Source organism: Bradyrhizobium sp. AUGA SZCCT0177 (genome assembly GCF_018130125.1).
GTDB lineage: Bacteria > Pseudomonadota > Alphaproteobacteria > Rhizobiales > Xanthobacteraceae > Bradyrhizobium.
The window spans coordinates 42,629-55,641 of record NZ_JAFCMA010000035.1; the positions used below are offsets into that span (position 1 = coordinate 42,629).

A 13,013-nucleotide genomic window follows, 5' to 3' on the forward strand; every position below is an offset into this window, starting at 1 on the left:
CTCACGCGCCCTCCTGCTCGGCCGGCGCTTGAGCCTGCTCGGCACCGCCGACAACCCTGAACTTGCCGGGCTTCGGAGCTTCCTTCGGCAACGGCTTCTTCACCGCATCACGCACCGAGATCCAACCGCCCTTGGAGCCGGGAACGGCGCCCTCGACGAGGATCAGGCCGCGCTCGACGTCGGTCTGCACAACGCGCAGGTTGAGCGTGGTGATGCGATCGACGCCCATGTGACCGGGCATCTTCTTGTTCTTGAAGGTCTTGCCGGGATCCTGACGTCCGCCGGTCGAACCGATCGAACGATGCGAAACCGACACACCGTGGGTGGCGCGAAGACCGCCGAAGTTCCAGCGCTTCATGCCGCCGGCAAAACCCTTACCGACCGAGGTGCCGGTGACGTCGACGAACTGGCCGACCACGAAATGGTCCGCCTGAATTTCGGCGCCAACCGGGATCAGCGCGTCCTCAGACACGCGGAACTCGGTGACCTTCCGCTTGGGCTCGACCTTGGACACCGCAAACTGGCCGCGCTCTGCCTTGGGCAGATACACGGTCTTGCGGGTGCCGGAACCGAGCTGCAGCGCAACGTAACCGTTCTTCTCGGTCGTGCGGTGGCCCAGAACCTGGCAATTGCCCAGCTTCAGCACGGTCACAGGGATATGTTCACCGGTCTCCGTAAAGACCCGCGTCATCCCGACCTTTTGTGCGATCACTCCGGAGCGCATCGGCGTGCTTCCTGTTCTTTCTGTCCGCTAACTTCGGACGATCTAAAAAAATCTAGAGCTTGATCTCGACGTCGACACCGGCGGCCAGGTCGAGCTTCATCAAAGCATCGACGGTCTGCGGGGTCGGGTCGACAATGTCGAGCAGGCGCTTGTGGGTGCGCATCTCGAACTGCTCACGGCTCTTCTTGTCGACGTGCGGCGAACGGTTGACGGTGAACTTTTCGATGCGGGTGGGCAGCGGAATGGGTCCGCGAACCTGAGCACCGGTACGTTTCGCCGTGTTCACGATCTCGCGGGTCGACGTATCGAGAATTCGATGGTCGAACGCCTTGAGACGGATGCGAATATTTTGGCCGTTCATTGCCGCTGTCTTTCTTTGTCGTCGTATTTGCGAATGGTGGCTAGCGAGTAGCGAATGATTTCATCCGCCACTCGCCAATTCCTGTTCGCTTACTCAATGATGGCGGAGACGACACCCGAGCCGACGGTGCGGCCACCTTCGCGGATCGCGAAGCGGAGCTTCTCTTCCATCGCGATCGGCACGATCAGGTGCACTTCCATCGCGATGTTGTCGCCCGGCATCACCATTTCGGTGCCTTCGGGCAGATGCACGACGCCGGTCACGTCGGTGGTGCGGAAGTAGAACTGCGGCCGGTAGTTGGTGAAGAACGGGGTGTGACGACCGCCCTCTTCCTTGGTCAGGATGTAAGCCTCAGCCTTGAACTTGGTGTGCGGCTTGACCGAACCCGGCTTGCACAGCACCTGGCCACGCTCGACTTCCTCGCGCTTGGTACCGCGCAGCAGCGCACCGATGTTGTCGCCGGCCTGGCCCTGATCGAGCAGCTTGCGGAACATTTCGACGCCGGTGACGATGGTCTTCTGGGTATCGCGCAGACCGACGATTTCGATTTCCTCGCCGACCTTGACGATGCCGCGTTCGACACGGCCGGTCACCACGGTGCCGCGGCCCGAGATCGAGAACACGTCTTCGACCGGCATCAGGAACGGCTGGTCGATCGGACGCGCCGGCTGCGGGATGCTTTCGTCGACAGCCTTCATCAGTTCGAGAACTGCGTCGTGGCCGAGCTTCTTGTCCTTGTCTTCGAGGGCGGCGAGAGCCGAACCCTTGATGATCGGGATCGTGTCGCCCGGGAATTCGTACTTCGAGAGCAGTTCGCGGACTTCCATCTCGACCAGTTCGAGCAGTTCCGGATCGTCGACCATGTCGCACTTGTTCAGGAACACGACGAGTGCGGGAACGCCGACCTGACGGGCGAGCAGGATGTGCTCGCGGGTCTGCGGCATCGGGCCGTCGGCGGCCGACACCACCAGGATCGCGCCGTCCATCTGCGCCGCACCGGTGATCATGTTCTTCACGTAGTCGGCGTGGCCCGGGCAATCGACGTGGGCGTAGTGCCGGTTCGCGGTTTCGTATTCGACGTGAGCGGTCGAGATCGTGATGCCGCGCGCCTTTTCTTCGGGCGCCTTGTCGATCTGGTCGTACGCCGTGAACGTCGCACCGCCGGTTTCAGCCAGCACCTTGGTGATCGCTGCGGTCAGCGAAGTCTTGCCATGGTCGACGTGACCGATGGTTCCGATATTGCAGTGCGGTTTGTTACGTTCAAATTTTGCTTTGGCCATTTGACTCTCCGTTTAATCGTTGACTGCCGCCAACGACAATCAGGCAAACTTCTTCTGGACTTCTGCGGACACGTTCGCGGGTGCTTCCGCGTAGTGATCGAATTGCATCGTAAAGGTCGCGCGTCCCTGGCTCATCGAGCGCAGGTTATTCACGTACCCGAACATGTTCATGAGCGGCACCATCGCATTGATGACGTTGGCGTTGCCGCGCATGTCTTGACCCTGGATCTGGCCGCGCCGCGAATTCAGGTCGCCGATGACCGAACCGGTATAGTCTTCCGGGGTCACCACTTCGACCTTCATGATCGGCTCGAGCAGGACGGACTTGCCCTTCGTCAGCGCTTCGCGGAATGCCGCGCGCGATGCGATTTCGAAGGCCAGCGCCGACGAGTCGACGTCGTGATACTTGCCGTCGACCAGCGTCACCTTGACGTCGACCACCGGGAAGCCGGCGACGACACCCGAGCCCATCACGCTGTTGAGGCCCTTTTCGACGCCGGGGATGTATTCCTTCGGCACCGAACCACCAACAACCTTGGACTCGAACTCGTAGCCCTTGCCGGGCTCGTTCGGCTCGACCACGATCGACACTTCGGCGAACTGACCGGTACCGCCGGTCTGCTTCTTGTGCGTGTACTTGACCTCGGCCTTTTTGGTGACGCGCTCACGGAACGCCACCTGCGGCGCGCCAATGTTCGCATCGACCTTGTAGGTACGGCGCAGGATGTCGACCTTGATGTCGAGATGAAGTTCGCCCATGCCCTTGAGGATGGTCTGGCCGGACTCCTGGTCGGTCGACACGCGGAACGACGGATCTTCCGCAGCGAGCTTCGCCAGTGCGACGCCGAGCTTTTCCTGGTCGGCCTTCGACTTCGGCTCGATCGCGATTTCGATCACCGGCTCCGGGAATTCCATCTTCTCCAGGATCACCTGCTTGTCGGGATCGCACAGCGTGTCACCGGTGCGCGCTTCCTTCAGGCCTGCCAAGGCAACGATGTCGCCGGCATAAGCTTCCTTGATGTCTTCGCGGTTGTTCGCATGCATCAAAAGCATGCGGCCGATACGTTCTTTCTTCTCGCGGGTCGAGTTGACCACGCCGGTACCGCTCATCAGCACACCCGAATAGATGCGGCAGAAGGTGATGGTGCCGACGAACGGGTCGTCCATGATCTTGAACGCGAGCAGAGCCAGCGGCTCCTTGTCGTCGGCCTTGCGGGTGACTTCGTTGCCGTCTTCATCGATGCCCTTGATGGCGGGCACGTCGACCGGCGACGGCAGATAGTCCACGACCGCGTCGAGCAGCGGCTGCACGCCCTTGTTCTTGAACGCCGAACCGCACAGCACCGGGAAGAACGCGCCGGTCAGCACGGCCTTGCGGATCATGCGCTTCAAGGTCGCGACATCGGGCTCCTTGCCGTCAAGATAAGCAGCAAGCACGTCGTCGTCGAGTTCGACGGCGGCTTCCAGCAGCTTCTCGCGATATTCATTGGCCTTCTCGACCATGTCCTCGGGAATATCGATGTCGACGAACTTGGCGTCGAGCTTCTCTTCTTCCCAGACCACGCCCTTCATGCGGACGAGATCGACCAGGCCCTTGAAGTTGTTTTCGGAGCCGATCGGAAGCTGGATCGCAATCGGCTTGGCGCCGAGGCGATCGACAATATCCTGCATGCATTTGTAGAAGTCGGCGCCGGTCTTATCCATCTTGTTGGCGAAGACGATGCGCGGAACGCGGTACTTGTCCCCCTGACGCCAGACGGTTTCGGTCTGAGGCTCGACGCCCTGGTTGGAGTCGAGCACGCATACCGCACCGTCGAGCACGCGCAGCGAACGCTCGACTTCAATGGTGAAGTCGACGTGGCCGGGGGTGTCGATGATGTTGAGGCGCTTGCCTTCCCAGAACGCGGTGGTCGCAGCCGACGTAATCGTAATGCCGCGCTCCTGCTCCTGCTCCATCCAGTCCATCGTCGCGGCACCTTCGTGCACTTCGCCGATCTTGTGGCTCTTGCCGGTGTAATAAAGGATGCGCTCGGTGGTCGTGGTCTTGCCGGCATCGATATGCGCCATGATACCGAAGTTGCGGTAGTTCTCTATGGCATGAACGCGGGGCATGGGTTGTTCCTTAAAATCCGTGTTTCGCCGTTACCAGCGATAGTGCGAGAAGGCGCGGTTGGCTTCAGCCATCCGGTGCACGTCTTCACGCTTCTTGACGGCGTTCCCCCGGTTATTCGACGCGTCGAGCAACTCGGCCGAGAGCCGCTCCGTCATGGTCTTCTCGTTGCGATCACGCGCCGCGGTGATGATCCAGCGAATGCCCAGCGCCTGACGGCGGACGGAACGCACTTCAACCGGCACCTGATAGGTGGCGCCGCCGACGCGGCGCGAACGCACTTCGATGGTCGGCATGACGTTTTCCAGCGCCTGCTCGAACACCGGCAGCGGGCCCTGCTTGGTCTTGGCCTCAATCATGGCGAGCGCGCCGTAGACGATGCTCTCGGCGGCAGACTTCTTGCCGTCGTACATGATCGAATTCATGAACTTCGTAATGATGATGTTCCCGAACTTCGGATCCGGGTTCACTTCACGCTTTTCAGCTGAATGGCGACGAGACATCTTGGCTGTTCCCGCTTACTTCGGACGCTTCGCGCCGTACTTCGAACGACGCTGCTTACGGTTCTTGACGCCCTGGGTATCGAGGACGCCGCGGAGAATGTGGTAGCGCACGCCGGGCAAATCCTTGACGCGGCCGCCGCGGATCATGACCACCGAGTGCTCCTGAAGGTTATGGCCTTCACCCGGGATGTAGCCGATCACTTCGAAGCCGTTGGTCAGGCGCACCTTGGCAACCTTACGAAGCGCCGAGTTCGGCTTCTTCGGGGTCGTGGTATAGACGCGCGTGCAAACGCCGCGCTTCTGCGGCGACTGCTGCAGCGCCGGCACCTTCTTGCGCGACTTCTGCACGGTACGCGGTTTTGCGATCAGCTGGTTGATCGTCGGCATGTCAGCCTTCACCCTTTAGTTCGCGCGAAACCGGAGATGGCTTCGCAAATTCTTCTCGGGACTAGCCGCCCCGTTCGGCCGCCTTGCACGGGAAAAGACCCACGCAAAACGAAATCGCGCCAACCACTCATTGCTGAGCGGAAAGCGCTTCGACGCCACAGAGGACCGCGACTGAAGGCCGATCAGCGTTCGCTGTTCGGCCTGCTACCGAGGTCATGCATCCGAGTTCACTCTCAAGAGAACGTGCTCAAGAGAACTAAAATCGCACTGGCATTGCCTAGCTATATGATCGACAGCGTTTGAGCGGCATTCGTCGAGGTTGGTGCCCGTCTCAGTCCAGAAGGATTTGGGTCCATAAGGATTTGAAGGGTGTTCCGTTCCGACGCTGGCGACGCTCACCGCCTGTCGTGAAGTGGGGGTCTTCTATAAGCCGTGGGTAGCTAAGTCAAGCGAAACGACAACGCAGGAAACGCCTATGGCACGGGCAGATTCAGAGCTTCGCGTGAATCGGTGCGTACCGAAATTGGCGGCACTCCCCGCTTCTTCGAATCGAACGGTGCCGGCGATTCTCGCTTATTTTATCCGGGTAAATATATCCAGAAACATAATTCCCCGGGTTCCCGTCCAAAGCGGATTGCCAAGCTAAGCCTTTATTTGCCTTTCCCGGCGCAAAACTAGCCCTTCAAGGCCGGAAATTCCTATGCAGTACACGGACATTGCAATTATCGGGGGCGGCCTCGCCGGCTCGACCGCGGCCGCGATGCTCGGACGCGCCGGGATTCCGACGCTCCTGATCGACCCGCATGAAAATTATCCGTTCGATTTTCGCGTCGAAAAGCTGAGCGGCGGCACCCAGGTCGACCTTTTGTACAAGACGGGATTCGCCGATTCGCTGCTGCGTTCGACCACCCATGACGGCGAAAACTGGATCGCGCGGGCCGGCTATCTGCTCGACAAGCGGCCGAGCCAGCAGTTCGGCATCATGTATGACGCGCTGATCATGGCGATTCGGGCCGAAATCCCCAAACCTGCCGAACTGGTCTACGCCAAGGTCACGGATGTCTCGACCAGCGACGATCGCCAGAAGCTCACGCTCTCGAACGGCGAAACGATCTCGGCGCGGCTGGTGGTGCTGGCCAATGGGTTGAACATCGGGCTCCGCCGCAATCTCGGCATCGAACGCCAGATCATCAGCGCGTGTCACTCGATCTCGATCGGATTCGACCTTGCGCCCGCCGGTCGCGCCGCTTTCGAATTTCCCGCGCTGACGTATTTCTCGGAACGTCCGAGCGGCCGTATCCCCTATCTGACGCTGTTTCCGGTCGGCACGAAGATGCGGGCGAATCTGTTCGCCTATCGCGAGGCCGACGATCCCTGGCTGCGCGAGATGCGGCAAAAGCCGGTCGAGACCATGAATGCCGCGCTGCCGCGGCTACGCCGCATCACCGGCGAATATACCGTGTCAGGCGACGTCAAGATCAGGCCAGCGGATATCCACGTCAGCACAGGCTATCGGCAGCCCGGCATCGTCCTGGTCGGCGACGCCTTCGCCACCACCTGCCCCGTCACGGGCACCGGCACAGACAAGGTACTCACTGACGTCACCCAGCTCTGCAACGTCCATATTCCCGCCTGGCTGGCGACCGAGGGCATGAACGTGGCCAAGATCGCGTCGTACTACGAAGATCCGGTCAAGCAGGCCTGCGACGCCTGGTCGATGGCGAAGGCCTTCAGCTTCCGCAAGGTCACCCTGGACCGCGGCATCTACTGGCGCGCACAACGCCTGGCGCGATTCCTGGCGTGGTTTGGCGAAGGCAATCTGCGACGGTTACGCAAGGCAATCAGCGCGGAAGCAAAAACCCACGCTCACTCCTCGTCGTCCTCGTCCTCATCATCATCGTCGTCTTCATTGTCGTCGTCGGCCTGACCGGCCGCATTGTGCGGCTTGTGGCCCTGGTCGTCCCAGAGCTTGCGGTAGGCGCCATTGCGGGCAAGCAGCTCCGCGTGCGAGCCGCGTTCGATCGCCTTGCCGTTTGAAATCACGATGATTTCGTCCATCTCGACCACCGACGTCAGGCGGTGCGTCGACCAGATCATGGTGCGTCCCTCCGCGACCTTCAGCAGCGTGCGATTGATCGCAGCTTCCGTGGTCTGGTCGAGCGCGGACGTCGCCTCATCGAGCAGCAGGACGGACGGGTTGCGGATGACGGCGCGCGCGATCGCGATGCGCTGGCGCTGGCCGCCCGACAGCGTGTCGCCGCGTTCGCCGACCGGCGTGTCGTATTTCTGCGGCAGGCTCATGATGTACTGGTGAATCTCGGCCTTCTTGGCGGCCTCCACGACCTCTTCGTCGCTCGCGCCTTCCTTGCCGAGCCGGATGTTTTCGCGGATCGACATGTTGAAGAGCATGTTCTCCTGGAACACGACCGCCATGCTCCCGCGCAGCGATTCCAGGGTGACGCGGCGGACGTCGACGCCGTCGATGGTCAGGCGCCCCTCGTCGGGCTGGTAGAGCCGCAGGATCAGATTGAGCAGCGTGCTCTTGCCGGAGCCGCTGGGTCCGACGATGGCGATACGCTTGCCGGCATTGAGCTTGAGGCTGAGATTGTCGAGCACCGGCGTCTCGCTGCCCTCGTACTGGAAGGTCACGCGATCGAAGGTGATGTCGTTGGTGATGCGCGGCAGATCGGGCGCGCCGGGGCGGTCGGCGCCGCGGGTCGGCTCGTCCAGCAGTTCCTGCATATGCCGCACCGATGCGGCCGCCTGGATCGACACCGGAATGAAATGCATCAGATGGGCGATGTTGTAGGACACCTCCCAGAACGCGCTCTCGAAGGTCACGAAGGTGCCGATGGTGATCTGGCCCGTGGTGGCGAGATAGGCGCCGATCGCGAGCACCACCAGATGCAGCAACAGCACTGAGATCGTGACGGTGCGTTCCACCATGGTCGACAGGAACACCGCGGACGCGGTCTTGGTGCGCACATCCTGGTTGCGCAGGGAGAACCAGCCGAACGCGCGGCGCTGCAAGCTGAACGCTTTCACCACCGCCTGGGCCGCGACGTTTTCCTGCACCATGCCGAGCAGCGCCGATTCATTCAGCTTCTGCTCGTAATTGGCCTGCACCGCCTTTGGCGTCAGAATCCGCGGGCCGATCAGCGTGATCGGAAACACCAGAAGCGCGACGGCCGCGAGCTGCCAGTTCAGGAACAGCATCAGGATGATGCCGGCGATCAGCTCCAGGAACGGCAGCGCCGCGCTGTTGGCAAAGGTCTTGACCGCCCCCTCGAAGGCCGAGAGGTCGATGGAGAAGCGCGAGAGAATTTCGCCACGCTTGGTGCGGGCGAAATAGCCCGCCGGCAAGCTCTGGACATGCTCGAACAACCGGGTCCGGACATCGGAAATGATGCCGGCTGCCAGCCGCGCATCCCAGCGCTCATACCAGATCGCGACGATCGAGGTGATGATGCCGGCGACCGCGAGCACGCCGAGGATCTTGTAGAGCGCCTGGAAATCCTCTTCGCCGAGCGCGTCGTCGATCAGGAACTTCAGGCTGAGCGGCATGATGACGTTGAACAGCGTCTCGACCAGCACGCCGAAGGTGACGATCGCCAATGGCTTCCTGTAATTGCCCAGATAGGGCTTGACGAAGCCGTAGACCGTCGCCATCGCGCCGGCGGCTTCCTTCGCGGTGAAGACGACGAGGTCCTCGTCATCATCGTCGTCGAGCTCCAGCTCGTCGTCGTCCTCGTCCTCGTCTTTCTTGGCTTTTTTGTCTTTTATGCCGTCATCGGCGGCGGGCAAGCCGGCCGGCTTGCCACTGGCGATAGCCTCGAGCGCGAGCTTCTTCGCAAGCTCAGGATCGTCCGCTGGCGCGGGATTCTGATCATCCGAAGAAGGAGGCTTTGGCGCCATGAAACCAACCGATGCTGCACGGCCGGCATGACCGCAAATCGAAACGCGATAGCGGTGGACGCTACCGCGCCGATCCTATGCGATCAGGATGAATTCGGCAAAACAATTGGCAAACAATCCGAGTACCGGAAGCTGCCGATCAGTCTTCGGACTCCACCTTGTCGAAGAACGAATAGCGCAGGCTGTCGGAGTCGGCGTACCACTGTCCCGGCCCCTTGTTGGCGGCAAGCGTCGCCGCCCACAATGCATCGGTGACGTCGCGGCGATGCATTGAGAGGTCGAATCCGTTGCCGAAGAACAACTCCGACCATTCCCACCAGGTGCTGAGCTTCTTCACCCCGCGCAGCAGGTCGTAGCGGTCGATCAGCGCCGGCGGCGTGTCCGACGTGACGGAGCCGAACAGCAGTCCGGTCTTGATCACCCGGTTCAGTTCGCGCACGGCGCGCGGGACCTGCTTCTCCGCGACGTGGCACAGGCTGGTCTCGAACACGAAATCGAACTCGCCGTCCTTGAACGGCATATCGACGATCGAGCCGAGCTTGTTGAATTTCTTCAGCGCCTTCGGCGTCCGGGCATGGATGGCGCGGTTGTTTTCGATGCCCCAGGCGTCGATGCCGCGCTCGCGCAGCGCGCCGACCAGTTCGCCGCTGGCCGAGCCGGCGATCAGGAGCTTGTAGCCCCTCGCCCGGTTCCAGACGATCTTGATCAGGTCCGTCAGATAGGCCGGGTCGGTAAACTCGCTCCAGACCTCGCTGTAGGGGCCAAGCCCGCGATAATTCTGGAAATAATCGCGATCGATCTTGTCGGAGAGCGACCCGCCCGCCTGCGCGCGTGCGCGGCGCAGCCGCATCATCTCGGAGACGATGATGTCGGTGGCGGCGTCGGAGGAGTCGAGCAGTCCGTTCAGCGTGGAGTCGAACAGATAGTCGCCGACCACGACGATCCCCGGATGTTCCTTCGGCTCGGGCCGGTGGTTGGTCATGACGTCGCGCACCGGCAAGCCGCCCGGCAGCGCGTTCACCGACGACAGCCAGCGATGGATCTTGCCTTCCTTGAAATAGTCACGGGCGTTGCCGAGCGCCGCCGGCAGCGACTTCAACGCGGCGTCGATCAGTTCCTGATCGCTGAGATTGGCAAATGCCAGCGCATCGGAACCCGCGATCAGCCAGTTCAGGACGCCATGCTTGCCCACATCATGACGCGCGCCCTCGTTGTAGACGCAGCAGCCGCCGAATGCCTCCGACATGAACCAGGCGCCGGGGATCTTCTCGCCCCAGAACGGTTCGTCGAACAGGATCGAGACCCGCAGATAATGCGCGGGCCGGTCGAAATAGGCGACGTGCTTGACCATCGACTTGCGCAGCTGCTCGCCGTTCCAGCGCATCGTGCCGAGCCAGGAATGCGGCAGGCACATCACCACAAGATCGAAGTCCCGCGTCTCCGGTCCCTTGCCGTTCATCATGTTGAGCTGATAGCGGCCGGAGGACGTCTTGCCGACCTGGAGCACCCGGTGATTGAGCTGGATATCGGCCGTGACTTCGCTGCGCAGGCAATCGACCAGTTGTTCGTTGCCGTTCTGAATCGAATACAGCCCGATATAGCCGTCGACATCCATCACGAAGTTCTTAAGCGCGTTCAGCCCGTTGGTGTTGTGGGGCTCGGTCGCGATGTCCGAGCGGGCCATCACCTTGAAGAAGCGCTTGGCGGTATCGTCGTCGACGAACTTTTCGAGCAGTTCCTCGGCGGTCATGTAGGCCCACGGATGCTCGTTGTCGTGGGCGCCGACGCCTTCGTAATATTCGAGCGGCGACACCATATCGCTGCAGCGCTTGCGGAAGCCCTCAATCGCGGCTGCGGTCTTCGCGCCGTATTTGCGGCGCATGCCCGGCACGTCATTGAGGAGTTCGCCGTCGAACTGCACCTGCTCGGCGTCCATCGGAATCGTCTGCAGGCCGAAATGCTGGATCAGCTCGCGCAGCGGATCCGGGCCGGTCATCGAGTAATCATAGATCTCGGCAACGCCGGCCTCATACATCGCCGGCGCCGAATCGAATTTGCGCGTGACGATCTTGCCGCCGACCCGGTCGGATGCCTCGTAGATCGTGATGCGGCAGAGATCGCCGAGCTTCTTTTTCAGATACCAGGCGCTCATCAGCCCGCCCGGGCCGCCGCCTACGATTGCAAGATCGAGCATGTGTTTTCCGCAAGTTCCCGCCTGCCCCCAAGTGCAGCCGGTTTAAGTCTCCTTAGCAAAAGCGCTTTTCACCCTGAAGGGAAGATGAACAAAGCAGGTCCGCGCGTCGCAGCAATGCCGGAAAGCGCCAAGGAGCCCGCCATAACTGCGCTTTTTTCATCCGAATCCGTACTCTTACGGGGGTTTCGGCGCCGGTGGTTGATCGGGCGTCGCCATGTGTGAATTCGCAGCCACGGTAGCGGCAAGCGGCTCCGCCGGCCTTATTCCCGCAGACGTGGAGTGCGCTTTCGGATTCCCGCGGACATTTCGTTATTCCGGGAACGCCTTGCCGGCGAGCAGACTGATCAGTTCCTGCTGCCGCGAAAGGCCTGTTTTCGCGAGCACGGACTTGAGCTGAGAGCGCACCGTTTCACGGCTGACACCAAGCGTCCCTGCGAGTACTTCGATCGTGCGGGCCTCGCTGATGCCGCGCGCCACACGCGCTTCCGCCGGCGTCAGGTCGAACAGGCCTTGCAGAACTTCGGCGGTCGGCACCGCGGCGCGATCGACTGGCGTCACCACAAGCAGCACGCTCGCTTGCGTGAAGATGTCGCGCGCGGCCCCGCGGACGGGAATGACGTGCAAGACCATCGGCAGATAATTGGCCGTCGCGGCAACCGGTATGGACTTGATGATCCGGCCATCCCCAAGAGGCCGCGCGGCGAGCGCTTCGGCCAGCAGCGCATCCGCCGTCACATCCGTCATAGTCACGCGCTCGGCACGGTCTTCAAACAGCGAAGGCATCAACGCCTCGAACAGGCCGTTGGCCGCGAACACCTGGCCGCGCGCACGTAGCACCGCGCCGGGCAGCCCCAGCGCCTGCAACGCGTCCGCCTGGGCGCGTGCGCGCTCGAAGCCAAGGCGGTTCGCCGTAAGCGATGCCCGCGCCAAATGTGGCCGCAGTCCATCCAGGAAGGTGACCATCTCGCGCGGCACCGGACCAAGATCCTGGTGCCGCGGCACGACGATGGCGATCGAATCGCCACTCGGTATCGGGATGATCGTGCCGGCCCGGTAGCCGAGGCCGTATTTGCGATAGAAATTGCAATAGACTTCGTTGGTTGCAATTTCCTCATCCGACAGAAGATCGCCGTCCGTGAGGAAGCCTGCATGATTCAGCGCGATGGCGCGCGGCAGATTCGGATCGCGCTCGCTCCACCCGTCATTCAGAAAGAGCGGCATGGTCGCATCATATTCGACTGAGTTGACCGCGCTGACGTATCCGTCCCGCACGGCGAACATAAACCCACCGCTACCGCTGGTCGCCGCACCGAGCTCGCCAAGCACAGCCGGCCAAAGGGAAGGAATGAGCCCCGCCTCGTAAATGCGGTCGATCAAATGTTCTGAAATTGAGTCGCTCATGGGGAATCGCAAGGAGCGTGTTGTTCACCAAATTCCATACTGATAGCACACACCGTTGTTGGGCGTGAAGCGTCGGGACCCCGCGTTGTAAAAAGCAAAAGCCGGCTTCGCAGCCGGCTTTCTTGTTGGGCGGAACTG

10 protein-coding genes are annotated in these 13,013 nt (G+C 61.6%); 1 reads left to right on the forward strand and 9 read right to left on the reverse strand.

Translation table 11 applies throughout. The features are described from left to right. Position 1: 1 nt before the first annotated feature. The 6 genes from rplC to rpsL form a co-directional block, all read right to left on the reverse strand. Positions 2-724, reverse strand: coding sequence for a 50S ribosomal protein L3 (gene rplC, locus JQ597_RS31190; protein WP_212269288.1), 723 nt, complete (start codon positions 722-724; stop codon positions 2-4). A 52-nt stretch (positions 725-776) separates the two neighbouring features. Then, positions 777-1,085 carry a 30S ribosomal protein S10 gene (rpsJ, locus tag JQ597_RS31195; RefSeq protein WP_002712302.1) on the reverse strand — a complete coding sequence of 103 codons (309 nt, stop codon included), beginning with the start codon at positions 1,083-1,085 and terminating at the stop codon, positions 777-779. Between the two features lie 89 nt (positions 1,086-1,174). Then, positions 1,175-2,365 (reverse strand): elongation factor Tu, encoded by a 1,191-nt coding sequence (gene tuf, locus JQ597_RS31200; protein WP_192733869.1) that lies wholly within the window; start codon positions 2,363-2,365, stop codon positions 1,175-1,177. A gap of 39 nt (positions 2,366-2,404) precedes the next feature. Beyond that, on the reverse strand, positions 2,405-4,477 hold the full coding sequence (gene fusA, locus JQ597_RS31205) for an elongation factor G (protein ID WP_212035208.1): 2,073 nt from the start codon (positions 4,475-4,477) through the stop codon (positions 2,405-2,407). Positions 4,478-4,507: 30 nt separating this feature from the next. Then, a complete protein-coding gene (rpsG, locus tag JQ597_RS31210) occupies positions 4,508-4,978 on the reverse strand; it encodes a 30S ribosomal protein S7 (protein WP_192733871.1) in 471 nt (156 codons plus the stop codon). A gap of 15 nt (positions 4,979-4,993) precedes the next feature. Further along, entirely contained in the window at positions 4,994-5,365 is a 372-nt protein-coding gene (gene rpsL, locus JQ597_RS31215; protein ID WP_057849132.1) for a 30S ribosomal protein S12, read from the reverse strand. Between the two features lie 700 nt (positions 5,366-6,065). On the opposite strand from rpsL, the gene JQ597_RS31220 reads away from it, so the two are divergent. After that, the gene (locus tag JQ597_RS31220; RefSeq protein WP_212269289.1) at positions 6,066-7,292 is read left to right on the forward strand and encodes an FAD-dependent oxidoreductase; all 1,227 of its coding nucleotides are present in this window, start codon (positions 6,066-6,068) and stop codon (positions 7,290-7,292) included. Here JQ597_RS31220 and JQ597_RS31225 read toward each other — a convergent pair. The 3 genes from JQ597_RS31225 to JQ597_RS31235 form a co-directional block, all read right to left on the reverse strand. Beyond that, complete coding sequence (locus JQ597_RS31225) at positions 7,232-9,280, reverse strand: ABC transporter ATP-binding protein (protein WP_212269290.1); 2,049 nt, start codon at positions 9,278-9,280, stop codon at positions 7,232-7,234. The genes JQ597_RS31220 and JQ597_RS31225 overlap by 61 nt on opposite strands. A 139-nt stretch (positions 9,281-9,419) precedes the next feature. Then, positions 9,420-11,474: an FAD-dependent oxidoreductase gene (locus JQ597_RS31230; RefSeq protein ID WP_212269291.1), complete on the reverse strand. Its 2,055-nt coding sequence runs from the start codon at positions 11,472-11,474 to the stop codon at positions 9,420-9,422. Positions 11,475-11,783: 309 nt separating this feature from the next. After that, positions 11,784-12,851, reverse strand: coding sequence for a helix-turn-helix transcriptional regulator (locus tag JQ597_RS31235; RefSeq protein WP_212269292.1), 1,068 nt, complete (start codon positions 12,849-12,851; stop codon positions 11,784-11,786). Positions 12,852-13,013 lie beyond the last annotated feature (162 nt).

Excerpts from the sequence above, each read along its gene's own strand:
- rplC (WP_212269288.1), bottom strand. The coding sequence starts at position 724 with ATGCGCTCCGGAGTGATCGCACAAAAGGTCGGGATGACGCGGGTCTTT.
- JQ597_RS31225 (WP_212269290.1), bottom strand. The coding sequence starts at position 9,280 with ATGGCGCCAAAGCCTCCTTCTTCGGATGATCAGAATCCCGCGCCAGCG.
- rpsG (WP_192733871.1), bottom strand. The coding sequence starts at position 4,978 with ATGTCTCGTCGCCATTCAGCTGAAAAGCGTGAAGTGAACCCGGATCCG.
- JQ597_RS31220 (WP_212269289.1), top strand. The coding sequence starts at position 6,066 with ATGCAGTACACGGACATTGCAATTATCGGGGGCGGCCTCGCCGGCTCG.
- rpsL (WP_057849132.1), bottom strand. The coding sequence starts at position 5,365 with ATGCCGACGATCAACCAGCTGATCGCAAAACCGCGTACCGTGCAGAAG.
- fusA (WP_212035208.1), bottom strand. The coding sequence starts at position 4,477 with ATGCCCCGCGTTCATGCCATAGAGAACTACCGCAACTTCGGTATCATG.
- tuf (WP_192733869.1), bottom strand. The coding sequence starts at position 2,365 with ATGGCCAAAGCAAAATTTGAACGTAACAAACCGCACTGCAATATCGGA.
- JQ597_RS31230 (WP_212269291.1), bottom strand. The coding sequence starts at position 11,474 with ATGCTCGATCTTGCAATCGTAGGCGGCGGCCCGGGCGGGCTGATGAGC.
- rpsJ (WP_002712302.1), bottom strand. The coding sequence starts at position 1,085 with ATGAACGGCCAAAATATTCGCATCCGTCTCAAGGCGTTCGACCATCGA.